At 33.0% G+C, this 25,494-nt stretch carries 23 protein-coding genes and 1 riboswitch; of the genes, 5 read left to right on the forward strand and 18 right to left on the reverse strand.

The window, feature by feature from the left end:
- Nucleotides 1-154 precede the first annotated feature (154 nt).
- Nucleotides 155-1,309 carry a hypothetical protein gene (locus tag KKQ79_RS13020; protein ID WP_213190502.1) on the forward strand — a complete coding sequence of 385 codons (1,155 nt, stop codon included), beginning with the start codon at nt 155-157 and terminating at the stop codon, nt 1,307-1,309.
- Here KKQ79_RS13020 and metF read toward each other — a convergent pair.
- The 5 genes from metF to KKQ79_RS13045 all read right to left on the reverse strand — a co-directional run bounded on the left by metF (nt 1,306) and on the right by KKQ79_RS13045 (nt 6,888).
- Entirely contained in the window at nt 1,306-2,268 is a 963-nt protein-coding gene (gene metF / locus KKQ79_RS13025) for a methylenetetrahydrofolate reductase [NAD(P)H] (protein ID WP_213190503.1), read from the reverse strand. The genes KKQ79_RS13020 and metF overlap by 4 nt on opposite strands.
- 196 nt (nt 2,269-2,464) lie before the next feature.
- Complete coding sequence (locus tag KKQ79_RS13030; protein ID WP_213190504.1) at nt 2,465-2,788, reverse strand: EF-Tu C-terminal domain-related protein; 324 nt, start codon at nt 2,786-2,788, stop codon at nt 2,465-2,467.
- Between the two features lie 3 nt (nt 2,789-2,791).
- The gene (gene metH, locus KKQ79_RS13035; RefSeq protein ID WP_213190505.1) at nt 2,792-5,491 is read right to left on the reverse strand and encodes a methionine synthase; all 2,700 of its coding nucleotides are present in this window, start codon (nt 5,489-5,491) and stop codon (nt 2,792-2,794) included.
- The gene (locus KKQ79_RS13040; RefSeq protein ID WP_213190506.1) at nt 5,481-5,852 is read right to left on the reverse strand and encodes a four helix bundle protein; all 372 of its coding nucleotides are present in this window, start codon (nt 5,850-5,852) and stop codon (nt 5,481-5,483) included. Before KKQ79_RS13040 ends, metH begins: the two co-directional genes overlap by 11 nt.
- A 25-nt stretch (nt 5,853-5,877) precedes the next feature.
- Nucleotides 5,878-6,888: a homocysteine S-methyltransferase family protein gene (locus KKQ79_RS13045; RefSeq protein ID WP_213190507.1), complete on the reverse strand. Its 1,011-nt coding sequence runs from the start codon at nt 6,886-6,888 to the stop codon at nt 5,878-5,880.
- Nucleotides 6,889-6,948: 60 nt separating this feature from the next.
- Nucleotides 6,949-7,059, reverse strand: a riboswitch (SAM riboswitch).
- 149 nt (nt 7,060-7,208) lie between these two features.
- On the opposite strand from KKQ79_RS13045, the gene KKQ79_RS13050 reads away from it, so the two are divergent.
- The gene (locus tag KKQ79_RS13050) at nt 7,209-9,821 is read left to right on the forward strand and encodes an MGH1-like glycoside hydrolase domain-containing protein (RefSeq protein ID WP_213190508.1); all 2,613 of its coding nucleotides are present in this window, start codon (nt 7,209-7,211) and stop codon (nt 9,819-9,821) included.
- Between the two features lie 47 nt (nt 9,822-9,868).
- On the opposite strand, the gene KKQ79_RS13055 is transcribed toward KKQ79_RS13050, so the two are convergent.
- From KKQ79_RS13055 to KKQ79_RS13070, 4 genes are all read right to left on the reverse strand, one after another.
- Nucleotides 9,869-11,128 (reverse strand): DUF2851 family protein, encoded by a 1,260-nt coding sequence (locus KKQ79_RS13055; RefSeq protein WP_213190509.1) that lies wholly within the window; start codon nt 11,126-11,128, stop codon nt 9,869-9,871.
- Between the two features lie 66 nt (nt 11,129-11,194).
- Complete coding sequence (gene bshA, locus KKQ79_RS13060; RefSeq protein ID WP_213190510.1) at nt 11,195-12,334, reverse strand: N-acetyl-alpha-D-glucosaminyl L-malate synthase BshA; 1,140 nt, start codon at nt 12,332-12,334, stop codon at nt 11,195-11,197.
- Nucleotides 12,335-12,525: 191 nt separating this feature from the next.
- A complete protein-coding gene (locus tag KKQ79_RS13065) occupies nt 12,526-14,211 on the reverse strand; it encodes a glycoside hydrolase family 3 protein (protein ID WP_213190511.1) in 1,686 nt (561 codons plus the stop codon).
- Nucleotides 14,212-14,337: 126 nt separating this feature from the next.
- Complete coding sequence (locus tag KKQ79_RS13070; protein ID WP_213190512.1) at nt 14,338-15,108, reverse strand: CE1 family esterase; 771 nt, start codon at nt 15,106-15,108, stop codon at nt 14,338-14,340.
- Between the two features lie 106 nt (nt 15,109-15,214).
- Between KKQ79_RS13070 and KKQ79_RS13075 the strand changes: the two genes are divergently transcribed.
- Both KKQ79_RS13075 and deoD read left to right on the forward strand, forming a co-directional pair.
- Entirely contained in the window at nt 15,215-15,730 is a 516-nt protein-coding gene (locus KKQ79_RS13075; protein ID WP_213190513.1) for a hypothetical protein, read from the forward strand.
- Nucleotides 15,731-15,883: 153 nt separating this feature from the next.
- A complete protein-coding gene (gene deoD, locus KKQ79_RS13080; RefSeq protein WP_104794162.1) occupies nt 15,884-16,591 on the forward strand; it encodes a purine-nucleoside phosphorylase in 708 nt (235 codons plus the stop codon).
- Nucleotides 16,592-16,643: 52 nt separating this feature from the next.
- Here the strand turns inward: deoD and ribA are convergent, their stop codons facing one another.
- The 9 genes from ribA to KKQ79_RS13125 form a co-directional block, all read right to left on the reverse strand.
- Nucleotides 16,644-17,243 (reverse strand): GTP cyclohydrolase II, encoded by a 600-nt coding sequence (gene ribA / locus KKQ79_RS13085; RefSeq protein WP_069800620.1) that lies wholly within the window; start codon nt 17,241-17,243, stop codon nt 16,644-16,646.
- A gap of 25 nt (nt 17,244-17,268) precedes the next feature.
- Nucleotides 17,269-17,721 carry a hypothetical protein gene (locus tag KKQ79_RS13090; protein ID WP_213190514.1) on the reverse strand — a complete coding sequence of 151 codons (453 nt, stop codon included), beginning with the start codon at nt 17,719-17,721 and terminating at the stop codon, nt 17,269-17,271.
- 2 nt (nt 17,722-17,723) lie between these two features.
- Nucleotides 17,724-18,335: a DUF4254 domain-containing protein gene (locus KKQ79_RS13095; RefSeq protein ID WP_213190515.1), complete on the reverse strand. Its 612-nt coding sequence runs from the start codon at nt 18,333-18,335 to the stop codon at nt 17,724-17,726.
- Between the two features lies 1 nt (nt 18,336).
- Nucleotides 18,337-18,531, reverse strand: coding sequence for a twin-arginine translocase TatA/TatE family subunit (locus tag KKQ79_RS13100; protein WP_069800625.1), 195 nt, complete (start codon nt 18,529-18,531; stop codon nt 18,337-18,339).
- Between the two features lie 31 nt (nt 18,532-18,562).
- Nucleotides 18,563-20,104 carry a murein hydrolase activator EnvC family protein gene (locus KKQ79_RS13105; RefSeq protein ID WP_213190516.1) on the reverse strand — a complete coding sequence of 514 codons (1,542 nt, stop codon included), beginning with the start codon at nt 20,102-20,104 and terminating at the stop codon, nt 18,563-18,565.
- The gene (lolB1, locus tag KKQ79_RS13110; protein WP_213190517.1) at nt 20,101-20,895 is read right to left on the reverse strand and encodes a lipoprotein insertase outer membrane protein LolB1; all 795 of its coding nucleotides are present in this window, start codon (nt 20,893-20,895) and stop codon (nt 20,101-20,103) included. Before lolB1 ends, KKQ79_RS13105 begins: the two co-directional genes overlap by 4 nt.
- Before the next feature lie 104 nt (nt 20,896-20,999).
- Complete coding sequence (locus KKQ79_RS13115; RefSeq protein ID WP_213190518.1) at nt 21,000-22,025, reverse strand: sugar phosphate nucleotidyltransferase; 1,026 nt, start codon at nt 22,023-22,025, stop codon at nt 21,000-21,002.
- A 37-nt stretch (nt 22,026-22,062) separates the two neighbouring features.
- Nucleotides 22,063-22,503 (reverse strand): dUTP diphosphatase, encoded by a 441-nt coding sequence (gene dut, locus KKQ79_RS13120; protein ID WP_213190519.1) that lies wholly within the window; start codon nt 22,501-22,503, stop codon nt 22,063-22,065.
- Nucleotides 22,500-23,951, reverse strand: coding sequence for a lipopolysaccharide biosynthesis protein (locus KKQ79_RS13125; protein ID WP_213190520.1), 1,452 nt, complete (start codon nt 23,949-23,951; stop codon nt 22,500-22,502). The genes dut and KKQ79_RS13125 overlap by 4 nt, the downstream gene beginning before the upstream one ends.
- Nucleotides 23,952-24,122: 171 nt before the next feature.
- Here KKQ79_RS13125 and KKQ79_RS13130 point away from each other — a divergent pair, with 171 nt between their 5' ends.
- A complete protein-coding gene (locus KKQ79_RS13130) occupies nt 24,123-25,457 on the forward strand; it encodes a dihydroorotase (protein WP_213190521.1) in 1,335 nt (444 codons plus the stop codon).
- The last annotated feature ends 37 nt before the right edge of the window (nt 25,458-25,494 follow it).

Below are 25,494 nucleotides of genomic sequence, written 5' to 3' on the forward strand. Positions count from 1 at the left end.
TGGATTAGCATTTTTTAAAAATGAAATTTTGATAGTTAGCATACAGATGCTTTTTACAATTGCAATGGTTTTGCTTATATATTTCAAATTTTTAAAGAATAAAAAATAATTACTACATTTAAAATCCGATTCATTCAATCGGATTTTTTAATGTATGCTGAAATCTATTCTCGTTAATTCGCCAGAAACGCAAAAAGAATTTTTAGAATTTCCATCTCGTTTGTTTAGAAACGAGAAAAACTACATTCGCCCTTTAGATAAAGATGTTGAAGAAGTTTTTAAGCCCAACAAAAATAAATTTTTCAGAAATGGAACGTGTGAAAGATTTCTTTTTAAAAATGCAGAGAATCAAACGGTAGGGAAAGTTGCGGTTTTTGTCAATCCAAAATATGAACAAAAGTTAAAAACTGGTGGAATTGGTTTTTTTGATTGTATTGATGACCAAGAAACAGCGAATTTCATCTTTGATTTCTGTAAAAATTGGTTGATGGAACGCGGAATGGAAGCAATGGATGGACCGATAAATTTCGGGGAGCGAGACAAGTTTTGGGGTTTGCTCATTGAAGGTTTTCATGAACCGTTGTACGGGATGAATTTTCATGCTCCGTATTATCAGAAATTGTTTGAAAATTATGGTTTTCAGATTTATTTTAATCAATTGTGTTACGGAAGAAAAGTCTACGATGAGGTTTCAGAAGTTTTTATGAATGGACATAGAATGAATGCCAAAAATCCAAATTTGAAAGCAGTTCATTGGAAAAAAAATCAATTGGAAAAATTTGCGCATGATTTTGCAGAAATTTACAACAAAGCTTGGGCGAATCATGGTGAAGGAAAGCAAATAGAAGCGAAAAAAGTGCTAAAAATGTTTCAAACCATGAAACCTATTTTAGACGAAAATATCTCTTGGTTCATTTACGAAAACGATAAACCCATTGCGATGTGGATTAACATTCCAGATTTGAATCAATGGTTTAAATACCTGAATGGTAAATTCGGTTGGATTGAAAAATTGAAGTTTTTAATGGTTAAATTTTTTATAAAAAACAAGAAAATGGTTGGCTTAGTTTTCGGAATTGTTCCAGAATGGCAAAGAAAAGGCATCGATGGATTTATGATTTGGGAAGGCACAAAACATTTCAGAAAGACCAGAAATTATACAGATTACGAAATGCAATGGATTGGAGATTTTAATCCAAGGATGATTAAAATTGCCGAAAATTTAGAAACGAAAGTCACGAGAAAACTCGCGACATATCGTTATATTTTTGACCGAAATCTTTCGTTTGAAAGACATAAAATGCTTTAGTCTTTAAACACTTCAGAAGCAATTCTTTTTACCACTTCGCTTTTTCCCATAGAATAATAATGAAGAACTGGAGCGCCGTTTTTCATTAAATCTTTGCTCTGCTGAATACACCAATTGATGCCAATTTCTTTTACTTCTTTGTTGTCTTTTGCTTTAGCAATGGCAATCACCAACTCGTTAGGCAAATCTACCTTGAAACGATGCGGAATCATGCTCAGTTGAGACTTGGTAGTAATCGGTTTTAATCCTGGGATAATAGGAACATTAATACCAGAAGTTCTGCATTTTTCTACAAAATCGTGATATTTTTGATTGTCGAAAAACATTTGCGTCACGATATAATCTGCACCTGCTTCTACTTTTTTCTTGAGGTGGTAAATGTCCTGTTCTAGACTTGCTGCTTCCATGTGTTTTTCAGGATAACCCGCTACACCGATGTTAAAATCTGTACAGGCAGAATTTTCTAAACTTTCGTCTAGATAAGTTCCGTGATTCATTTTCACGATTTGTTCTACCAGATCTTTGGCAAAAGCATGTCCGTTTTTCTCTGGTTTAAAATAAGTTTCTGTTTTCACCGCATCTCCTCTTAAAGCGACTACATTATGAATTCCCAAGAAATCGATGTCTATCAAGAAATTTTCGGTGTCTTCCTTAGAAAAACCACCACACAAAATATGCGGCACCGCATCTACACCATATTTATTCTGAATTGCAGCACAAATTCCCACGGTTCCTGGTCTTTTTTTCACTACACGTTTTTCCAGAAGTCCATCTTCGCGCTCTACATATTCATATTCTTCACGATGGTACGTAACATCTATAAATGCAGGATTAAATTCCATCAATGGATCAATCGCATCAAAAATCGATTGTATATTTTGACCTTTTAGAGGTGGCAAAATTTCAAAAGAAAAAAGTGTTTTTCCGTTGGCGTTTTGTATGTGTTCTGTAACTTTCATTTGTCATTCCGAGGAACGAAGCAAGCTGTTCCTATTTTTAAATATTTTAATTTTTTCTATTTTGGGCGTGTTCCATAAAAATCCAAAACTTAATCCAAGCTATTTTTATGAAACCGCGCTTTCCGTTGCAATCTTTTTTTGCCAAAGCTTTTTCCTAGCAAAAAAAGGATTTCCACTGCAATCGCTCACGCGAAATTTATTTTCTAATTAAATTTTCGTTTACAAGTTTTAAAATTGTTCCATAACCAACCACAACTCTGCCTTCACAAAATTTAAACTCTAAACCTTCATATAATTTATTTTCAAAAAGTTGTGGAGAAAGCATTGTTATTTCTGCCTCTACAGTTTCTCCAGGAGAAACCCATTCTTTATTTATGAAAATTTGTCTTCCAGAAGTTGAATTTTTTTCAAAATCAAAATAAAGTTGAGGTCTATATCCTGATTTAGCAGGAGTTGATCTTCCTCCTTCATCGAAAGAGTTATATTTTAAAAATGCTATAAAGTCAAAATCGTTTCTCATAAATTAATCTACCAAATTTGGAGATAGCCATTTTCTCGCCAATTCTAAATCTATATTTTTTCTTTCGGCGTAATCTTTCAGTTGGTCTTCTGTAATTTTTCCTACTCCGAAATATTTCGCTTTAGGATTAGCAAAATAATATCCAGAAACAGAAGCTGTAGGGAACATTGCCAAACTTTCTGTCAATTCTAATCCTATGTTTTTCTTCACTTTCAATACTTCCCAAATCGTGGTTTTTTCTAAATGGTCTGGACAAGCAGGATAACCAGGAGCAGGACGAATTCCTACATATTTTTCGGAAATTAAATCTTCATTTTCTAGATGTTCATCACTAGAATAACCCCAAATTTCAGTTCTTACTTTTTTGTGTAAATATTCTGCAAAAGCTTCTGCCAATCGGTCTGCTAATGCTTTTACCATAATCGCATTGTAATCATCATGCTCTGCTTCATATTTTTGAGCCAATTCATCGGTTCCAAAACCCGTAGTCACCGCAAAAGCACCGATGTAGTCTTGTTTCCCTGATGTTTTTGGAGCGATAAAATCACTCAAAGCCAAATATTCTTTGCCATCAGATTTTTTATGTTGTTGACGAAGCGTTCTGAACGTAAATGTTTCCTCACCATTTTTCAGTTCAATATCGTCTTGCTCATTAGAATTGGCAGGGAAAATTCCGAAAATTGCTTTTGCAGTTAATAATTTTTCCGCCACGATTTTCTTCAACATTTTTTGAGCATCAGCAAAAAGTTCTTTTGCGTGTTCTCCTACAATTTCGTCTTCTAAAATCTGAGGATACTTTCCAAATAAATCCCAACTTCTGAAAAACGGACTCCAATCGATGTAAGGATGCAGTTCTTCTAAATTTTGATTTTCAATCAATTGAATGCCTAAATTTTTAGGTTCAGAGATGGTCTCGATTTCCCAATTGATTTTGAATTTTTGATTTCTCGCTTCTTCTATCGAAATATATTCTTTATCAACTTGTCTGTTCAAAAATTTCTTACGGAAATCGGCATAATCAGTTTTCAATTCCGAAACAAATTCTGCATTTCTATTGCTCAATAAAGAACTTACCACACCAACTGCTCTGGAAGCGTCATTTACATGAACCACAGCATTTTTATATTTAGGGTCTATTTTTACCGCAGTATGCGCTTTAGAAGTTGTAGCACCGCCAATCATCAACGGAAAGTTCAGGTTTTGACGCTCCAGTTCATTGGCAATATGTACCATTTCGTCTAAACTTGGCGTAATCAAACCGCTTAAACCAATAACGTCTACTTTTTCTTCAATCGCTGTTTGAATAATTTTTTCGGCAGGAACCATCACTCCTAAATCTACAATTTCGTAATTGTTACAGCCCAAAACTACGCTCACAATATTTTTTCCAATGTCGTGAACATCACCTTTTACCGTTGCCATCAATACTTTTCCGTTGGCTTTTTGAGCAGAATCTTTCTCAGCTTCTATAAATGGTTGAAGATAAGCCACCGCTTTTTTCATCACTCTCGCAGATTTTACCACTTGAGGAAGAAACATTTTTCCGCTTCCGAATAAATCTCCCACTACAGACATTCCCGTCATTAGATTTCCTTCGATAACATCCAAAGGTTTTGCCGAAATTATTCGGGCTTCTTCTACATCTTCCTCAATAAAACGGTCAATTCCTTTTACCAAAGAATGGGTAATTCTGTCTTGCAAAGGCTGATTTCGCCATGCTAAATCTTCTACTTTTTCTTTTTTTACGGATTTATGTTTTTCAGAATAATCCAATAATCTTTCCGTAGCATCATCTCTTCTGTCCAGCATTACATCTTCTACCAGCTCCAACAAATCTTTAGGAATCTCGTCGTAAATTTCTAGCATTGCAGGGTTTACAATTCCCATATTCATTCCCACTTTGATGGCGTGATAGAGGAAAACCGAGTGCATTGCTTCTCTTACCGTATCATTTCCTCTAAACGAAAACGAAACGTTAGAAACACCACCCGAAACCGAAACATATGGCAAGTTTTCACGAACCCATTTTGTTGCTTCAATGAAATCCAATGCGTTTCTGCGATGTTCTTCCATTCCAGTTGCCACTGGAAAAATATTGAGGTCGAAAATAATATCTTCCGCAGGAAAACGGACTGTGTCCGTCAACAGTTTATAACTTCTTTTACAGATTTCTATTCTGCGTTCGTAATTATCGGCTTGTCCATTTTCATCAAAAGCCATTACAACTACTGCGGCACCATATCTTTTGATGGCTTTGGCTTGACGAATAAATTCTTCTTCACCACCTTTTAAACTGATGGAATTTACTACACATTTCCCTTGAACCACTTGCAAACCAGCTTCTAAAATTTCCCATTTTGAAGAATCTATCATCATTGGAATTCTGGAAATATCAGGTTCTGAGGCGATTAAATTCAAGAATTTAACCATGCAATATTTTCCGTCTAAAAGTCCATCATCAAAACAAATGTCTAAAATCTGTGCGCCTCCTTCTAATTGATGACGAGCAATATCTAGAGCTTCAGAAAATTTTTCTTCTTTAATCAATCTGAGAAATTTCTTAGAACCTGCTACATTGGTTCTTTCTCCAATATTGATAAAATTGGATTCTGGAGTTATAATTAAAGGTTCTAGACCAGATAATTTTAGTTGTCGGTTGTTGGTTGTTGGTTGTCGGAATTTTTGGATCGGATTAGTTTCCATTCTGTAGACTTTTAAAATAGTTAATAAATCCGTTTAATAATTTTTTACAAGCAAGTATTTGATTTAAAAAAGTTTCTAAATCTATTTCATTGATATATTTTTGATCAAACGCTAAATAAATTTGAGTTTCTAATTCATAAAGCGAACCTCTTGAAATATGCAAAAATTGAATGGTATCTTGTGCTGTTCTTCTTCCTAATCCTTCTGCAATATTAGAAGGAATTGAAATTGAACATCTTCTTATTTGGTTTGTAAGTCCATAAATTTCTTCTTTTGGAAAATTTTTAGTTTTTTCATAAATCATATTGACCAATTTTCTGGCTTCAATCCAAACTTCTAGTTCTGTGTATTCTTTTTTCATCAATATTTTTTTAAACCGATAACCATCAACCGACAACTGACAACTTTCTTGGTTGATAATTTTTAACAATATTTGCGATTGCAGCAATGTGGTCAGGAGTTGTTCCGCAACAACCACCCACGATATTTACCAATCCTTTTTCTGCATATTCACGGATTTGTTCTGCCATAAATTCTGGAGATTCATCATATTGCCCAAAAGCATTCGGTAAACCAGCATTTGGATAAGCAGAAATGTAAAATTCAGAATTATTAGAAATGGTTTCTAAATAAGGCGTCAATTGTTTCGCTCCTAGAGCACAGTTAAATCCTACACTCAATAAGTTAAGATGAGATATTGAAACCAAAAATGCTTCAGCAGTTTGTCCGCTCAAAGTTCTTCCTGAAGCGTCAGTAATGGTTCCAGAAACCATAATTGGAATCTGAATTTTTCTTTCTTCCTGAATTTGGTCTATGGCAAAAAGTGCAGCTTTAGCATTTAAAGTGTCAAAAATAGTTTCTACTAAAAGAATATCAGAACCGCCATCTAAAAGTGCTTCTGCTTGTTGTTTGTAAGCAATTCTTAACTCATCAAAAGTAATGGCTCTATAACCAGGATCATTTACATCCGGAGAAAGAGATGCGGTTTTATTAGTAGGGCCAATAGAACCTGCTACAAATCTTGGTTTTTCTGGAGTTATAGCTGTGAATTCATCACAAACTTTTCTTGCAATTTTTGCAGATTCAAAATTGAGTTCGTACACCAAATCTTCCATATGGTAATCTGCCATTGCAATGGTAGTCGCAGAAAAAGTATTGGTTTCGATGATGTCTGCACCAGCTTCTAAATATTTTTTGTGTACTTCTTCTATAGCATGAGGCTGAGTAAGAGAAAGTAAATCATTATTTCCCTTCAATGGAGATTCCCAGTTTTTAAATCTCTCGCCACGATAGTCTTCTTCTGTAAACTGATATCGCTGAAGCATAGTTCCCATAGCTCCGTCTAGAACAAGGATTCTTTGCTGTAAATTTTGATAAAGTATGTCGCTATTTTGCATTTCAATGTGATTAAAAAATGAAATGCTATAAGAAAAGTTGAGGGAATCAACTGTTTTTATGTGTTATCTATCCCAAAAATGAGTAGAATGTAGCACCTTTTCTCGTTTTAGAAACGCGATAGGTTGCCAAGGTTTCACAGAGTCTAATCTCTCCACCTTTCTTGATAACATTTCGATTATATGAAAGAACAAATCTTTTGCAAAGCTATATCATTTTTTTCACAATAAGAAATTGTCATTGAAAAAATTAATCTAAATGAAATTTCATAGTTTTTATTTTTTTCTAACTTCGCATCATGTTATTTTAAAAAATAATGGTTATGAATGCTGAAAAACAACGATTACAAGATATAAATTACAGAACTTGGGGACCTTATGTAAGCAATAGACAGTGGGGAAACGTAAGAGAAGATTATTCCTTTGATGGAAATACTTGGGGAGCAACTGGTCATGATGATGCAGAAAGCAGAACTTACAGATGGGCAGAAGAAGGAATCGCGGGAATTTCTGATGACAAACAACGTTTGTGCTTCGCTTTTTCTTTTTGGAATAAAAAGGATAAAATGGTTAAAGAACGTTTCTTTGGATTGAGCAACCATCAAGGAAATCATGGCGAAGACATTAAAGAAATTTTCTATTATTTAGACAATACGCCTACTCATTCTTACATGAAAATGGTGTACAAATATCCGCAGAATGCCTTTCCTTACGAAGATTTAATCAAGACAAATGCAGAACGAAGCAATAAGGAAACAGAATATGAAATTATAGATACGGGAATTTTTGACCAAAATGAATATTTCGATATTTTTATAGAATATGCCAAAATTCACCATGATGATATTTTAATCAGAGTTACTGTCACCAACCGAAATATAGAAAAAGCACCTTTGGTGATTCTCCCCACACTTTGGTACAGAAATAATTGGAGTTGGGGTTATAATTCTTATAAACCTAATTTTACAACGCGCCATCGTGGACAGATAGAAATAGAACATGAGAGTTTGGGAATGAAAAAGCTTTATTCTCGGGACAAATCCGTGAAAATTCTTTTCTGTGAAAATGAAACCAATACCGAAAAATTATTCGGGAAAAAATCTGAAAATAAATACTTTAAAGATGGAATTAACCATCATATCGTTCATCAAAAAAACACGGTGAATCCTAAAAAATTCGGGACTAAAGCTGCTTTTGTAATAGATACAGAATTAGAAGGAGGAGAAACTAAAACTTTTGACTTCAGAATGTCTCCTCATAAAATGGAGAACGCTTTTTTTGATTTTGATGAGGTTTTTGAAGTAAGAAAAAAAGAATCGGATGAATTTTATGACGAAATTCAAAAAGAATTTAACTGCGAAGATGAAAAAAATGTGCAGCGACAAGCTTTTGCAGGATTGCTTTGGAACAAACAATTTTATCATTATAAAGTTGGAAAATGGTTAAATGGCGACCCAAATTTCCCTGTGGAAAGGAATTTTGAACATCATGTAAGAAATGTAGAATGGAAACACATGAATTGCAAAGACATTATTTCTATGCCAGATAAATGGGAATATCCGTGGTTTGCAACGTGGGATTTAGCCTTTCACTGTGTGAGTTTTAGTATTTTAGACCCAGATTTTGCCAAAAATCAATTGCAATTATTGACCAAAGAATGGTACATGCATCCTAACGGTCAGCTTCCAGCGTATGAATGGGATTTTTCAGATGTCAATCCGCCAGTTCACGCATGGAGCACTTTTAGAGTTTTTAAAATCGATGAAAAAATCAATGGAAAACCAGATATTCATTTCTTAGAAAGTGTTTTTCAGAAATTATTGCTCAATTTTACGTGGTGGGTAAACCGAAAAGATAAAAACGGAAAGAATGTTTTCGGAGGTGGATTTCTTGGATTGGATAACATTGGTGCTTTTGACAGAAATATGCAGTTCAAAAATGGAGAATATCTAGAACAAGCTGATGGAACTTCTTGGATGGCGATGTTTGCCCTGAATATGATGAGAATTTCTATGGAATTGGCATTGTATAATCCAGTTTATGAAGATATGGCGATTAAATTTTTCGAGCATTATCTCTACATTGCAGAAGCTATGGGAAATCTTGGCGAAGGAAAAAATGGACTTTGGAACGAAGAAGACGGATTTTTCTATGACGTATTGCAACTTAGCGACGGAACTGGAATTTCTCTAAAATTAAGAAGTATTGTAGGCCTCATTCCAATGTTTGCGGTAGAAGTAATAGAACACGAAATGCTTCAAAAACTGCCTAATTTTACCGAAAGAATGGACTGGATTCTAAAAAATAAACCTGAACTTGCCAAATTGGTTTCGCATTGGGATGTAGAAGGAAAAGGAAGAAAACATCTCATGAGTATTTTGAGAAAAACGAGATTGACCAAAATTCTGAATAGAATGTTAGACGAAAAAGAATTTTTAAGTGAATTTGGAATTCGTTCGATGTCAAAAGTATATGAAAAAAATCCGTTTCAATTAGAAATTAATGGCATCAATCACGTTGTGCATTATACGCCTGCCGAAAGTGATAGTCGAATGTTTGGCGGAAACAGCAATTGGAGAGGCCCGATTTGGTTCCCGATTAATTTTTTAATCGTAGAAAGTCTTCAGCGATTTTATTTTTATTACGACGAAAGTTTGAAAGTAGAGCTTCCTACGGGAAGTGGGAATTATCAGAATCTAAATTATGTGGCAGATCATTTGAGTCAAAGATTGTGCAATATTTTCTTGCCAGACAAAGACGGAAATCGTGCTTTTAATGGAAACGTAGATAAATTAAACCATGACGAACATTTCAAAAATTACGTGATGTTCTACGAATATTTTCATGGAGATAATGGTCGTGGAGTAGGAGCTTCTCACCAAACTGGTTGGACTTCTACCGTTGCCAAATTAATACACCCTAAATTGAAAAATTAGATTTTTTTGATTTTCTTCCTATAAGATTGAAGTAAAAAAGTCAAAAATTAATCTTTTAAAATTTTCAAGCTAATATTACAATTCAAGCAGTTTTTGTATGAACATAAATGTTTATGATGATACAAAAACGCTTGGGTTTCTAATGCTGAACTAAATTTTACGTTCAGTTTTTTCCATGAAGAGATGATAGAATTTTTTTCAGGGTTCAAATTTTTGTAAAAGTCTATAACTTGGTCAGTTTTTTCGGGATTTATATTTTTAAAATATGTGTAAATAATAGGCAAAACTGCATTGATGAGAAGAATTTCTATGAAATCGTCAGACAATTTTTTCTCTATTTTTTCTTCGGAAGTTTTTTCGAACGTGTAGTGATTTTCCCAAAATTCTGAAGTTTTTACTTTTTCGAAAAGTGATTTTAATTCCTGAATATTTTTAGCCTTTAAAATTTTAGAAAATAAATTGGGCTGAAGATGATACAGCATCGCCAACTGAGAAAGCCGAATCGTTGGAAAAGAAGGAGGCATTAACCGCATAAATTTTACTGGAAAAGTTTGTTCTGAAATTTTAAATTTTGTTTTCAGAAAATCAAATTCTTTCTTCCATTTTTGATTTGTTTCGGTTTCTTTTTCTAATAAATTTCCTTTCCCGAAAAGGAAACTTTCTAACTGAAATCGATTCTGAGAAATCTTCTGAACGATTTTAAAATCAATATTTTCTGCAATATTTTGATAAATTTCTGCATTTACTTTTAATCCAAAACTGTAGGCTAGTTTTTGAAATAAAACAGCTTCGTAATTATTTTTAGATTGAGCCAAAAGATGTTCAATTTCTATAGATTTTTCATCTAATTTTTTGAGTAAAGTCTCTTCTGAAAAAAGAAATGGAATTTTAGAAGCATCAAAGATGCTTTCGCAAGGAATGAACTGATATTGGTTTTCTAAAGTTTGATATTTGGCAAGAATTTCCTCGTTAATATAATCTTTCAGGTCTAAAGTAGGAATTCCAGCTTCTTTGAGTTCAGAAACATCTGTGTCGTTAAAATAAACTACATGCAGAATTACTGATTGATAGTCTTTTTGAAGGTCATGATTGTGAAAATACCAATCCGAAGATTTCACATGAATTTCTATGTTTCCTGCTAAAACGATGTTTTTCGTTTTAATTTTTGCCAAAGAAAAATCTGGTCCAGAATTGGTGTTCAATGTTCCAAAATCTAGAATTTCGACTGGGTTTCCATCGGTATCTTTGAAATCAAACTTGGAAAATATTTTATACTTCCAAAGATATTGGAGTAAATTTTCGTTCATGGTGGTTTAGTTTTTTAGTTTTATTTCCCGCAGATTTACTTTTTGTAGAATCTGCGAGAATGATTGTTAAGCCATTTTATGAAATTCTTCTAGTGTTTCTTCATACATTTTTTCATAAATCGGAAGAATATTGACCAAGTCAAATTCCAATGCTCTTGCTTTAGCTTTTTTCTTAATTTCTGCGAGAAGTTTATCGTCTGAAAGCAATTTTATTGCATAACTTGCCATGGCTTCTACATTTCCTACTTCTGCTAAAAATCCGGTTTCTCCTTGAATGTTTACCTCTGGTATTCCACCTGCATTACTCGAAATTACTGGTGTTTCTGCGGCCATTGCTTCTAATGCTGCCAAACCGAAACTTTCCTGTTCAGAAGGCAATAAGAATACATCTGCAAACTTCAGAATTTGATATAAATTATCTACTTTTCCGAGAAGTTTAATTTTATTGATGAGGTGCGGATTTTCATTGATGAATTCATTGATGACTTCTACATCTGGACCGTCTCCCAAAATCAATAATTTAGATTTTACCGATTTTTCAACTTTGTTGAAAATTTCTAAAACATCTTTAATTCTCTTAACAGGACGAAGATTGGAAACGTGAATCAGAATTTTTTCATCTTCATTGGCAAAATGATTTCTTTGGCAAGTTTTTAAATCTTCAAATTCTGTATTGTCAATGAAATTGGTGATGACTTCAATATCTTTGGTTATTTTAAAAAATTTCAAAGTATCACTTTTCAAACTTTCAGAAACCGTAGTAATTTTATCTGATTGATTGATGGAAAATTCTACCGCATGTTTGTAACTCGGGTGTTGACCAACCAAAGTGATGTCTGTTCCGTGAAGCGTTGTAACTAACGGAATATCAGCATTTTCTTCTTTTAGCATTTGCTTGGCGAAAAAAGCAGCATAAGCATAAGGAATGGCGTAATGCGCGTGCAAAATATCTAATTTGTACAATTTCACCACTTGATAAATCGTGGAAGAAAGCGCAATATCAAACGGTTGATGTTTGAACAAAGGATAGGTTTGTACATTTACTTTGTGGAAGAAAATGTTTGGGTCTGTCATGTCTAATCTTGCAGGTAATTCAGAGGAAATAAAGTGCACTTCATAACCTTTTTTGGCAAGAGACATTCCGAGTTCTGTGGCTACGATTCCGCTACCACCGTATGTTGGATAACAAAGGATTCCTATTTTCATTTTATTTTTTTGAAACGAAGTTTTCCGTTTCTGTTTTTAAATTTATTATATTTTTTTAACCATAAAAGGAACAAAAGCTATATAAATTTTTGAGTTAATCAAAAGTAAAAAAAGGATCGGTTTTTCTTTTTTTACTTTTGTAATACTTGTTTTCAATCATTTCTTTTGATGCTTTTGCGGTTAAACTTTTTTTATTTCTCAATTCCGCTTCCTGCTTTTAAATTTTCATTGACAATAACTGGTAACTTTCCAGAAATTTTTGTTTTTCCTAAAAGTGCTTTTGCAGAAGCTTTCATAGACAAATCATTGTTTTCATAACTTACCAAAACCGTAGAAATTTTAGAAATATCAACATCTTTCAAAGCGTAAGGCGAACCAAAAACGTCTAAAATTACATTTTGTTTTTTGTTTAATTCTGCTAAAATATTTTTACTTTCTTGCGAAATTTTGTACGGTTTGTAAGCCGTAGAATTGTCTTTGTGAAAACCAACAATCACCGTAGAATTTTCTGGAATTTGAGCAATTTCATTTTTTGAAATGAGTTTTACAGTAGTTCCTAAATTTAAATTTTCTATAAAATTCTGAAACGGCGCTTCTTCCAAAGGAAGATAATAATAGGTTTCGGTGCAACTTAAAGGCAAAAGATTTTTTTCGTCTTTCAATAAAGTTATTGCGTTGGAATATAATTTTTCTGAAAGTTCTGCGTGAGAAGCGTTGTTTAAATCTTCATTAATATTTTCAGAGTTTATGGATTTTAAATTTTGAAGTCCTAATAAATATTTGGTTTTCAGAATTTTCTTTACACTTTCTGCGAGACGGTTTTCGGAGATTTCTCCTTTTTCTAAAGCTGATTTTATCAAAGCTTTTCCGTTCGGAACGTCTTGTGAAAAAAGCATGATGTCATTTCCCGCTTTGAAAGCTCTCAAATCTAATTCACCTGCAGGAAATTTTTTCGCTACAGCGTTCATATTCAAAGCATCAGTAATAATTAAACCATTGTATTGATAAGATTTTTTGAGCAAATTGGTAATGACTTCATAAGAAACAGAAGCAGGAATTCCCGATTGTTTTTCTAGAGCAGGAACATATAAATGCGCTACCATAACTCCGCCAATTTTTTTATCAAGCAAAGCTTTGAAAGGAGCTAATTCCACAGAATTGAGTCGCTCCAAATTGTGCGAAACCACTGGTAAATCTAAATGAGAATCGGTATCTGTATCGCCATGACCAGGGAAATGTTTCATAGAAGCGAGAACACCATTGTCTTGTAAACCTTGTGCATAAGCTAAACCTTTCGCAATCACATTATTGATGTCTGACCCGAAACTTCTGTTGCCAATAATAGGATTTGAAGGGTTGGTATTCACATCTACAACGGGCGCGAAATCCCAATAAATACCCATTCTTTTACAGTCCTCGGCTATTTTAGAAGTCATTTCATAAATGAGAGAGTTGTCTTGAATAGCTCCTAAAGTCATAGCCCATGGAAATTTATGAGCAGCAGGAAATCTTTGGAACAATCCCCATTCTCCATCAATGCCAATCATCATTTTTACTCTAGATTTCCCTTGAAATTCATTCAGTAATTGGATGTGTTTTTCTGCGTTGTCTTGCATGAGAATCAATCCACCGATTTTTTCTTTTTCTACCAAATTTCTAATTTTCTGAACTTCTTCTTCTCCACGATTGTTGTACAAAGCTACAATGTATAATTGCCCGATTTTTTCGTCTAAAGACAATTGTTGATACAGAGAATCAGCATATTTTTCGGCTTTTTGCTCTAAATTTTTTGGAGCGTTTTTGGGGAAATATTGTGCCGAAAGATTGGCGAAAATTAAAATGAATAAATAAGTGAGTATATTTTTGATGAATTTCATAAATACAATGTTATTCAACAAAAATACAAACATATTTTTGTGATTGCTATAGAAATAATGTATTTCTAAAATTTTAAATCATTAAAAGTTAAGAAAATGCTTAGAGTTTAGCCTTTTTTGAACCAATTATCTGTGATTTCTTTTCAAGAATTCTACCATTTTTGGAATAGAATTTTGTGGAAATTCGTGTCCTGCATTTCGGTCTTCTATGATAATTTCTTTGTTTTCAGAAGTTTGATAAACGGTTATTTCGCCTTCTGTTTGTGCTGTGTTTTCATTGGCTTCAAAGAATTTTAAGTATTGCTTGGAAGAGAATTTTTGAATTTTATAAGGCACGATTTTATCATTTTTTCCAAAACTGATCCAAACAGATTTTTGTGGTGCAGATTTTAGCCAATTTCCACCAGGACCAGCAACAATAACGAATGCAGCAAATTTTTCTGGTCGCATTTTCCATAAAACATTTACAAATCTAGAACCATTAGAATGTCCGACTGCATAAGTTCTGTCTAAATCTATGTTGTGATTTTTAGAAATTTGAGAAAAAACTTCATCAAAAAACTTTACATCTCGGTTTTGTAATTCGTCTGGATTCATTTGCCAACCGTTGTATTTTCCTTCTTTGTCTACAATAGAATTGGTAACTCCGGGAATTCCTTGCATATAAATGACTAACGCTTCGGGGAAATTTTGATGAAATTTAAGATTTCTACTGGCGTGTTTCGCATTTCCACCATGACCGTGAAAAACAAAAACCACTGGAATTTTTTCTGAATTTATTTTGGGCTCAAAAAAAAGTGCTTTTCTTTCTACGCCATTAATTTGATAAAATTTTTCAGTTTGAGCGAATAGTTTTGTGCTGAAAATCAATAAGAAAACGATGATTGTGTTTTTCATTTTAAATGCTTTAAATCTTTGATGAAAATTAAACAATAAAGTTAAAAATTTATTTTGGCACGCAACTTGGAATGTAAAAACCATTAACCAACAAATAATTACTGATATGAAAAAATATTTTACTTTAATGGTTCTTGCGATTTTCGGAGGATTATTGATGATGAGCTGCGAAATGAACGAAGTAGTAGATAGAGATATTCAAGATAATGATACGTATCCTGTGATGAAGGATGTAACGGGAACTTTTAGTTCTACTAATAATTATGCCTTAGATCAAGCGATTGATATTCCTTCTTCTGATGTAGTTTTGGTGTATAGAAATATCAATTCTAACAGCTCAGCAAGTGCAATTTGGCAACTTTTACCTAAAACTTTTTACTTGAGCGATAACAGAGAATTAGATTACAACTTTATTTTTGATACAAAAAGAGTTCAAGTAAGAACCGAAGCTAATTTTGACCAATCTACCATGACAAGTACAGAAAGAGCTACTTATCTTAACAATCAAACGTTTAGAATTGTACTGGTTCCAGCTTCTAGAGCAAATAGAACTGCCTCACAAGTAAATTACGAGGATTATAATGCGGTAGTGAAATATTTTAACTTAAAAGAACCAAAATAATCACTAAATCATTCAAAACCATCCATATATTAATTTTTTACAAAAAAGAAATCCTAGCAAAATGAATTGCTGGGATTTTTTGTTGGTTAATAAAAATCAGATTTTTTTCCCATAAAAAGTTCTTACCTTTGTTGTCCTTTTAAAATTAAAATTATGAGTGTTCACATCAGTGCCAAAAAAGGCGAAATTGCAAAAACGGTATTACAGCCAGGAGATCCTTTAAGAGCTAAATACATCGCAGATAATTTTCTAGAAGATGTAAAATTGGTAAGCAAGACCAGAAATATATTTTATTTTACAGGTTTGTATAAAGGAAAAGAAATTTCTGTAGGAGCGAGTGGAATGGGAGTGCCAAGTATTGGGATTTATTCTTACGAATTATTTACAGAATATGATGTAGATACCATTATCAGAATTGGGACTTGTGGTGGTTATACTACAGATCTTAATGTTTTTGACCTGATTAATGTAGATGGAGCAGCAAGTGAATCTACTTATGCTAAATTTGCTTGGGAAATGGATGAAGAAATCATGTATCACCAAGGAAAAGCCTTTGATGTAATTAATGAAACGGCTAAAGAATTAGCTCTTGAAACTAAAGCAGCTAATATTCACACCAGTGATGTTTTTTACAGAAAAACACCAGGAATTCCTGCCATTGCAGAGAAATATAATTGTCCAGCAGTAGAAATGGAAGCTTTCGCACTTTTTGCTAATGCCAAACATTTAGGGAAAAATGCAGCAACGATTTTGACGGTTTCAGATATTATTCCAACAGGTGAAGAAATTTCTGCAGATCAAAGAGAAACTGCTCTTAGAACCATGATGACTCTGGCTCTAGAAAGCGGAATTAAACTTTAAATAATTTCAAATAGATACTAAAAAACGCTTCGAAATTCTCGAAGCGTTTTTTTTATTTTTCTGTTTCGTCATCTAGAAGATGCCCGAAATATTCTTTTTTAGTTTTCAGATATTCTTTGCTGTTTTCATTGGCTTCCATCTGAAGTGGAATTCTTTTATTGAGATGAATTTCACTGTTTTCTACGAATTTTATTTTATCAGGATTATTCGTTAGAAGATTGATTTCTTTTACGTCTAATAATTTTAAAATTTCAATTGCTACATTAAAATCTCTATCATCTGCAGGAAGACCTAATTGGAGATTCGCTTGAACGGTATCTAATCCTTTTTCTTGTAAAGCATAAGCTTTGAGCTTATTGATAATGCCAATATTTCTACCTTCTTGACGAAGATAAACGATGATGCCTCCGTTTTCTTGAATAAATTTCATGGCTGCATCTAATTGCTGACCGCATTCACATTTTTTAGAATGGAAAACTTCTCCAGTAATACATTCTGAGTGAAAACGAACATTGATAGGTTTAGAAAAATCTGTGTTTTCTGCAACCAAAGCAATATGAGGCATCCAGTCTTTTTCACTATCCGAAAAAGCCATTACTCTAAAGTTTCCAAAATCGGTAGGAACTAATGATTCTGCCTGTAATGTTATCATCTAATTTTTTATGTAAAGATAAGATTTACTTAGATTCTGTACTATCGAAAGAATCTATAAGACTAATGTTTGTTTTGATTTTAGCCAAATATCTATTCAGTAATTCTAAATCGTCTTTTGGAAGACTTGTTTTTAAGGTCTGAATCGTTTTATAAGAATTGGTGTAATTTTTATAAGCCTTAGTTTGTTCCGCCTTGTTATTCTGTTTGATAGAATAAATGTAATCAGAAATATGCAGTTTCATTTTATAAATTTCTGCATTGAGTTTTTGATTTTTAAAAACTGGAAATTCTGTAAGCGTATTGGTGATTTCTGAGAGATAATTCACCCTTTCCATAGATTTATATGTCTGTTCAGAAAAACTAGTTTGGGTAGAATAACTCGAAAAACTATTAGACAAAGGAGATAAATTTACTTTTTCTACCGAGCACGAAGTCAATAGAAGCAAGGCGAAAAGTAAATTTATTGTATTTCTCATTTTTATGAATTAGATTTTTGATAAAGGATAGGGTTAAGACTTTCGTCATTATACATTTTCATTTGTTTGTATACCTTCATCTTAACATCACCGTTTTCTATATCTAAAAGTAATTGATCAATCGCTTGGCTTAAATCTTTTTTCTGTTCTAGGAGTACATTGAGTTTTTCTGTACATTTTGCTCTATGTTCTTCTGTAGCAGATTCTCTAGTAGCTTCTTGGTTCATGTGATAAACTTTCAAAACGAGAATTGAAAATCTATCAATTGCCCAAGCTACTGTTTCTGTATTGATTTTAGCTTCTGGTTTAGGCGTAATATTTTGATATTTTTGAAAAAAATAACTGTCAATATATTCCACCAAATCAGTTCTTTTTTGGTTAGAAGCATCAATTCTTCTTTTCAATTGTAGTGCTTCTACCGGATCAATATTTTCGTCTCTAATGATATCTTCTAAATGCCATTGTACGGTATCTATCCAATTCTTAGTATACAAAAGATGTTCCAAACTGCCATTTTCGAATGGATTATTGATAGGAAAGTCTACATTATCATGTAAATGATAATCTTCAACAGATTTGTTGAAGATATTCCAAGCGTGTGCGGTAAAAGACATGTTAAGAAGGATTTTGAGATTTATCTTCTGGTTTTTTTTCGTCTTCTTTTACAGCGTCTTTAAATTCTTTAATTCCGCTACCAACTCCTCTCATTAATTCAGGAATTTTTTTACCTCCGAAAAGTAATAAAAGTACGATAGCAACAATTAGGATATGCTGCCAAGAAAGTGATAGTATAATAATTGGTGAAATCATTTTTGAAAATTTTTACAAAGGTAAGGATTTTTTAATACGAAACCCAATCTAATGGATTAACTGGATTGGCTCCATTCCAAATTTGAAAATCGAGTGCAAAATTTCCATCAAAATCAGTTCCGATGCTTCCAATGGTGGTTCCTGCAGAGACTTGTTGGTTTTTGGCAACGTTTACATTGTCCAAGTTTCCATAGATGCTGAAGTAGTCTCCATGTTTAACCAATACAGTTTTTGCGCCACCACTTACCAAAATGTTGCTCACAACACCTGGGAATACACATCTTGCTCTCGTTCCGTTTGGAACTACCACTTTTATTCCGTTATTTTCAATAGTAATTCCTTTGAAAACTGGGTGCGGTTGTCTGCCAAATCGTTCGGTAACCTGACCAGAAGGAACAGGGAAAGACATTTTTCCTTTATTTGCTGCGAAGTTACTTCCTGCGGTAATTGCTCCCACTCCGAAGTCTTTCATTTTTTTCTCTTCTACAGCTGCTTTTTCTTTATCTGTTTTATCTGCTAATGCTTTTGATGCATTTCTAGCTTCATCAGCTTTTGCTTTGGCAGCATTTGCTTTTTCTTCAGACTCTTTTTTCTCTTTTTCTGCTTTTGCTATTTTTTCGGCATCATTTTTTTCTTTGGCAACTCTTTCTGCTTCTGCTTTTTCACGGGCAAGTTTTGTGGCTTTTCTTTCCTCTTCTTCTGCTTTTTTCTTCGCAAGAGCAAGAGCATCAGCTTTCGCTTTATTCTCAGCGTCTATTTTTGCTTTTTCTTTTTCAGCTGCAATTTTTGCTAGTCTTATTCTTTCTGCTTCTGCTTTTTTATCTGCTTCAGCTTTAGCTTTGGCCGCTTTTATCTCTTCATTGATGAGATTTCTGATGGCATTTTCTACCTTTTTATTCTCGGCTTGTTTAGTCCTAAGTTCTCCTACCAGTTTTGCCTCGTTTTTCTTAAATTCTTCTAGAAGTACTTCTTTTTGTTTTCTTTCTACTTGAATTACAGCGAGTTCTTGTTTTTGCTTATTAAGAAGGTTTTCTTTTTCTTTTACAGATTTTTGCTTTAAACCGATTGATTTTTTGATTTGAGTAGCTTTTTGATTAATCTCAGCTGCTTTTTTATCTTGATATTCTCCGTATTGCTTGATGTATTGAACTCTTCTCAATGCTTCTCCTAAATCTCTGGAAGAAAGAATGAAAGTAACTTTGTTTTGAACACCTTTGTTCTTGTATGCTTTTACAAGAATATCAGCATATTCTTTACGAAGAACTTTCAGTTCACGGTTAAGTTTATTGATTTCTAACTGACGGAGATAGATGTCATCTTCTATGAATCTTTTCTCTTTCTGAGTGTTATTATAAACTTTTTCTCGGAGCGCAATTTTTTTATTGACATCATTAAGGTAAGCAAGAGATAATTTTGCTTCTCCTCTAGCTTTGGCAAGAGTAGCATTAATGGCAGCAATTTGTTTTTTTAGCTCTGAATTTTGTTTTTGCAGTTGTTCTTTTCTTCCTTGTTGAGAAAAGAAAATGCTAAAGGCTAGTAATCCTAATAATAAACTCAGTTTCTTATGCATCATTTAATTTCTGTCTTTGTATAATTAGTAGGAATGGAAAAAGGAGTTTCCATCTTCAAAAATTCAAATTTCGTATTTTCTATTAAAATTTGGTCTGTTTTCTGTGCTTTTATAATTATTTTAACACTTTTTGGGAGTTTTTGTGAACCTAAAATTTCATAATCATTATAGCTCACTTCTAGGCTATTATTGTTTTTAATATCTTGTAAAAATACCTTTTTCAAAGTCAATTCAGGAGTATATTCTAGTGAAGTTTTGTATTCACTGGTTTTGCCATTTACCGTGATAATTTGGTTTTTAGCAGAATTCAGCAAATAACCATTTTCATTTTGCAAGAAAGTATAATCTTTTTCATTGACAGGAATAAAGGTTTTACCCAAAAGTAAATTTTGTAAAGCTCTGTAATCTATGAAATTAACTTTCAAAAGATTGTTGATATAGTCAAAATTAGAATCAATATACGTCTTATTTATCTTTTCGTAGGCTTTGATTCCAGCAGGAGTAATATTGGCTCTTGCTTGAGACATAAAAAGGAATGAGAAATTTGCCCAAATTTTTTGGTCATTTTCTATGTAAAATGTTCCATCAATAGTTGGGATAAATCTGTCTGTCTCCGCATTTACTTTGCTGGTGATTTTTAAACTCTCAAAAGCATCTTTTTTAGTAATTGTTTCGAAAAAAGCTTTATTAGAACTTACATTTTCTGCAGGAGCAGGAGCTTGTTCTACGGTTTTTCTAGCTTTACAAGATAATAAAGCTAATGATGAAATAAGGATAAGTATATAATTTTTCATATTTTATGATTGTAAATGTTACTTGTGGAAGAACATTACAATTTTAACGCCAAACCACACAAAATGTTTTGTGTGGTTTAGTTAATTTATTGATTTATAGTGGATTAATCATTTCCTTTTGATAAGAAATCTAACACCGAATAATCTCCTAAGGAAATTTCTCTAGAAACACCAAAGTACTGTGCGTGACTTCCAATCATAGAGTTGCTTAAATTACCATGATTGATGACCGTTTTCTCTTGAATCAAAGAATTTTCTATATTAGAATTCTCTACGCAAGTTCCGTTTCCTAAAGAAACATAAGGCCCGATTTTAGAATTTTTAATTTTTACATTTTCCCCTATAAAACATGGCGGAATGATAAGACTGTTTTCTATTTCTGCTGATGCTGGGAAATTTGCAAATGTTTCTTTTTCGTATTGAAGGATTTTACCATTGGTTTCTACGGTAGCATTTTTATTTCCACAATCCATCCAATCATCTACTTTTCCTAGAGAGAATTTTGCTCCTTTTTGGCGAAGGTTTTCTAATGCAGTAGTAAGTTGATATTCACCACCTTGTTTTATATCATTTTCCATAATATAATTAATTTCATTCATTAGATTCTCTGCAGATTTGAAATAATAAATTCCAATAATAGCCAAGTCTGAAACGAAAGTTTGTGGTTTTTCTACAAAATCTGTGATGAAACCATAATCATCTAATTTTACAACACCAAAAGCAGATGGATCAGCTACTTTTTTAACCCAAATTACCCCATCAGAATTGGTGTCTAATTTAAAATCAGCACGGAAAAGGGTATCAGCAAATGCTACGACTACGTCTCCTTGCATTGATTGTTCTGCACATTTTATAGCGTGAGCTGTTCCTAGAGGTTCGTCTTGCGTATAAACGCTTCCTTTTGCTCCTAGTTTTTCTGCAATTTCTATCAAAGATTGTTCAACTTCTGGTCCGAAATCTCCTATGATAAATGCTATTTCATCTATGTTTTCACCAGCTACTTTTGCTATATCTTCTACTAATCTTTGAACAATTGGTTTTCCTGCAATAGGAATTAATGGTTTAGGAACGGTAAGTGTATGTGGTCTTAATCTAGAACCACGTCCTGCCATTGGAACTATAATTTTCATAGTCTATTGAATTTAAATTTATTTGTGTTTTTAATTGTTATTTTTTTGCGACTCCTGAACTGCCAAAACCACCTTCTCCGCGTTCTGTTTCTTCTAAAGTGTTTACTTCTTCCCAAGTTGCGGTTTCGTGTTTAGCAATAATCATTTGAGCGATTCTGTCACCGTCATTGATGGTAAATTCTTCGGCCGATAAATTTACTAAAATTACTCCAATTTCTCCACGATAATCAGCGTCTATTGTTCCTGGGGTATTCAGAACCGTAATTCCGTTTTTTAGGGCAAGACCACTTCTAGGTCTTACTTGTGCTTCGTAACCTTCTGGTAGTGAAATGAATAAACCTGTACTGATTAATCTTCTCTCTAAAGATTTCAGCGTGATGGGTTCAGAAATATTAGCATATAAATCCATTCCTGCAGAAAATGCAGTTTGGTATTTTGGTAAAGCGTGTTTTGATTTGTTGATTACTTTTATGGTCATCTTTTTAAAATTCTTTTGATAATGGCTTGTTCCTTAAAGGCTACAAAACCGATGAATAATGCTAAAAATAAGTTTCCTACAATATAATTGGTTCTAAAATAGTAAAACGAAATCATAGAAAGTGAAACCGAAATGACGAGATAAAGGATTACTTTTCCCGTGTTATAAGGAATAGGATATTTTATTCTTCCCCAAATGTAGGAAATTACCATCATACTCGTAAACGTTACTAATGCAGCAGTTGCACTTGCCCAATATCCATATTCTGGAATAAAAAGAACGTTAATGAGCACTGTAATTGCTGCTCCGATGATAGAAATATATAAACCAACTCTAGTTTGGTCTGAAAGTTTGTACCAAATAGAAAGGTTAAGGTAAATCCCTAAAAATAAAGCACCTAACATCACCATCGGAATAATTTCTATGCCTTCGTAGTAAAGTGGATTTCTCAAATATTTTTCTGAAATCCATTGAAGATTGACCATCAATCCCATGTAAATCAAGCAATTACAAATTACAAAAACGTCCATTAAAACTGCATAGGTTTTATGATTGTTTTTATCTTTGAAACTGCTGAAAAAATAAGGCTCAATGCCTAATTGATAAGCTTGTCTGAAAACCGTAATAAAAGTGGCGATTTTGTAAACAGCGCCATAAACTCCAATCTGATGGCGCGCTTCTTTATCAGGAAGTAAGTATTTAAGAAATTGTCTGTCAAGCGTTTGATTTACAATTCCAGCCAACCCTGCAATCATTACTGGCCACGAATAATTCATAATTCTTTTCCAAAGTTGAAAATCAAATTTTTTGATGCTGAAATTCACAAATTCTTTGCCTACAATCGCTAAAGTGACAATACTTTGAACCAAATTAGCAATAAAAACGTAACCTACCCCAATTTCTGGATTGTATTTTAGCCCAAGAATTCCCTGTGGAAATTTAGGCAACCATTTGATGAAAAATACCACTAAAAAAAAGTAAACCAATGAACCGATTACTTTAGAAAGCATATATTGAATAGGTCTTCCTTCTAATCTTAAAACTGCTGAAGGAATAGTAGAAAACGCATCAAAAGATAAAATAAATAAGAAAATGACCAAAAAATTCACTTGGTCTGGCGTTTCAAAAGCGTTCGCTAATTCTTGCCTGAAAACATAACCTAAAATCAAATAAATGAACCCTACCGAAAGAATGCTAAGTGCAGTAGTAGAAATTAAGGTTTTTTTGTCAATATCATCTTCTTGCGCAAAACGAAAGAATGAAGTTTCCATTCCGTGCGTTAAAAAAACCGTAATAACTCCAGCAATAGAGTACCAATCTACAAATGGTGAAGATGCAGCTGGCCCAAATGCTCGTGTAACGATAGGAGCGATAAGAAAAGGAAAAATCCTTACTAATACTGAACTTAAACCATAAATGGCGGTTTGTCCAAATAGTTTTTTATACAATTTTTTAGCGTTTTTAGAATGCAAAAATAACTATAAGATTTGGGATTTGGGATTTTAGATTTACGAATTTTTCATAAACCTTAGAATTGAACTTTTACACTTTCACAAAAACCTAAATTTCTTTGGCTTTACTCAAAAGTTAAATTAAATTTGTAAAAATCTAAAAGTAAAATGAAAACCCTAATCAAAAACGCTCAAATCGTAAACGAAGGAAAGATTTTTAAATCTGATGTATTGATTGAAAATGATTTGATAGCAAAAATTTCCTCAACTATTTCCGAAGAAAATGTAGATAAAATCATTAACGCTGAAGGAAAATTCCTAATTCCTGGAGTAATTGATGATCAAGTGCATTTTCGTGAACCGGGATTAACGCACAAAGGCGATATAGAAAGCGAATCAAAAGCTGCAATTGCTGGTGGAGTAACCAGTTTTATAGAACAACCGAACACCGTTCCCAATGCGGTAACGCAAGAACTTTTAGAAGAAAAATACAAAATTGCTTCGGATAAATCTTACGCCAATTATTCTTTTTCGATGGGCGGAACCAATGATAATTTAGAAGAAATTCTAAAGACCAATCCAAGAAATGTAGCGGCCATTAAACTTTTTCTAGGTTCTTCCACAGGAAATATGTTGGTAGATAATCCCGAAATTTTGGAAGAAATCTTCTCTAAAGTAAAAATGCCGATTTGTGTGCATTGTGAAGACGAAGCGACCATCAGAAAAAATACAGAAATCTATAAAGAACAATACGGAGAAGATATTCCTGTGAAATTTCATCACTTAATTAGAAGCGAAGAAGCGTGTTATCTTTCAAGTTCAAAAGCAATAGAACTCGCCAAAAAAACTGGCGCGAGATTGCATGTTTATCATCTTTCTACCGCAAAAGAAATGGAGCTTTTCCGAAATGATATTCCGTTAAAAGAAAAAAAAATCACCGCTGAAGTTTGTGTGCATCACCTTCATTTTACCAACGAAGATTATGAAACCAAAGGTTCTCTCATCAAATGGAATCCTGCTGTAAAAACAGAAACGGATAAAAATGGACTTTGGGAAGCACTTTTAGATGATAGAATTGATATTATTGCAACCGATCATGCTCCGCATACTTTGGAAGAAAAATCCAACAAATATTTAAAATGTCCTTCTGGTGCGCCTTTGGTTCAATATTCTTTGTCTGTTATGTTTGAATATTTCAAAAAAGGCAAGATTTCTTTAGAAAAAGTAGTTGAAAAAATGTGTCATAACCCTGCTATTTTATTCGAAATTGAAAAAAGAGGTTATGTGAAAGAAGGGTACAAAGCAGATTTGGTAATCATTAATCCAAATGCAGAAATTACAGTTTCTAAAGAAAATATCCTCTCAAAATGTGGTTGGAGTCCACTAGAAAACGAGACTTTTCATTCAGAAATTACACATACTTTCGTGAATGGTTTTCTGGCTTATGAAAATGGTAAAGTTTCTCCTGAAAAACACGGAGAAAGATTGCTTTTTGAAAGATAAAATCATTCCTTTTCAAAAAATCTGAATATTTAAGAAA

This window comes from Cloacibacterium caeni, assembly GCF_907163125.1.
Taxonomy (GTDB): Bacteria; Bacteroidota; Bacteroidia; order Flavobacteriales; family Weeksellaceae; genus Cloacibacterium; species Cloacibacterium caeni_B.

Bases quoted from the DNA above. Each gene is read 5' to 3' on its own strand.
- KKQ79_RS13130 (WP_213190521.1), top strand. From the start codon at position 24,123: ATGAAAACCCTAATCAAAAACGCTCAAATCGTAAACGAAGGAAAGATT.
- KKQ79_RS13040 (WP_213190506.1), bottom strand. From the start codon at position 5,852: ATGAAAAAAGAATACACAGAACTAGAAGTTTGGATTGAAGCCAGAAAA.
- KKQ79_RS13045 (WP_213190507.1), bottom strand. From the start codon at position 6,888: ATGCAAAATAGCGACATACTTTATCAAAATTTACAGCAAAGAATCCTT.
- bshA (WP_213190510.1), bottom strand. From the start codon at position 12,334: ATGAAAATAGGAATCCTTTGTTATCCAACATACGGTGGTAGCGGAATC.
- metH (WP_213190505.1), bottom strand. From the start codon at position 5,491: ATGGAAACTAATCCGATCCAAAAATTCCGACAACCAACAACCAACAAC.
- KKQ79_RS13090 (WP_213190514.1), bottom strand. From the start codon at position 17,721: ATGAGAAATACAATAAATTTACTTTTCGCCTTGCTTCTATTGACTTCG.
- KKQ79_RS13095 (WP_213190515.1), bottom strand. From the start codon at position 18,335: ATGTCTTTTACCGCACACGCTTGGAATATCTTCAACAAATCTGTTGAA.
- KKQ79_RS13075 (WP_213190513.1), top strand. From the start codon at position 15,215: ATGAAAAAATATTTTACTTTAATGGTTCTTGCGATTTTCGGAGGATTA.
- ribA (WP_069800620.1), bottom strand. From the start codon at position 17,243: ATGATAACATTACAGGCAGAATCATTAGTTCCTACCGATTTTGGAAAC.
- KKQ79_RS13030 (WP_213190504.1), bottom strand. From the start codon at position 2,788: ATGAGAAACGATTTTGACTTTATAGCATTTTTAAAATATAACTCTTTC.
- KKQ79_RS13100 (WP_069800625.1), bottom strand. From the start codon at position 18,531: ATGATTTCACCAATTATTATACTATCACTTTCTTGGCAGCATATCCTA.
- KKQ79_RS13050 (WP_213190508.1), top strand. From the start codon at position 7,209: ATGAATGCTGAAAAACAACGATTACAAGATATAAATTACAGAACTTGG.
- KKQ79_RS13105 (WP_213190516.1), bottom strand. From the start codon at position 20,104: ATGATGCATAAGAAACTGAGTTTATTATTAGGATTACTAGCCTTTAGC.
- KKQ79_RS13020 (WP_213190502.1), top strand. From the start codon at position 155: ATGCTGAAATCTATTCTCGTTAATTCGCCAGAAACGCAAAAAGAATTT.
- KKQ79_RS13055 (WP_213190509.1), bottom strand. From the start codon at position 11,128: ATGAACGAAAATTTACTCCAATATCTTTGGAAGTATAAAATATTTTCC.
- metF (WP_213190503.1), bottom strand. From the start codon at position 2,268: ATGAAAGTTACAGAACACATACAAAACGCCAACGGAAAAACACTTTTT.
- KKQ79_RS13070 (WP_213190512.1), bottom strand. From the start codon at position 15,108: ATGAAAAACACAATCATCGTTTTCTTATTGATTTTCAGCACAAAACTA.
- KKQ79_RS13065 (WP_213190511.1), bottom strand. From the start codon at position 14,211: ATGAAATTCATCAAAAATATACTCACTTATTTATTCATTTTAATTTTC.
- deoD (WP_104794162.1), top strand. From the start codon at position 15,884: ATGAGTGTTCACATCAGTGCCAAAAAAGGCGAAATTGCAAAAACGGTA.
- KKQ79_RS13115 (WP_213190518.1), bottom strand. From the start codon at position 22,025: ATGAAAATTATAGTTCCAATGGCAGGACGTGGTTCTAGATTAAGACCA.
- lolB1 (WP_213190517.1), bottom strand. From the start codon at position 20,895: ATGAAAAATTATATACTTATCCTTATTTCATCATTAGCTTTATTATCT.
- dut (WP_213190519.1), bottom strand. From the start codon at position 22,503: ATGACCATAAAAGTAATCAACAAATCAAAACACGCTTTACCAAAATAC.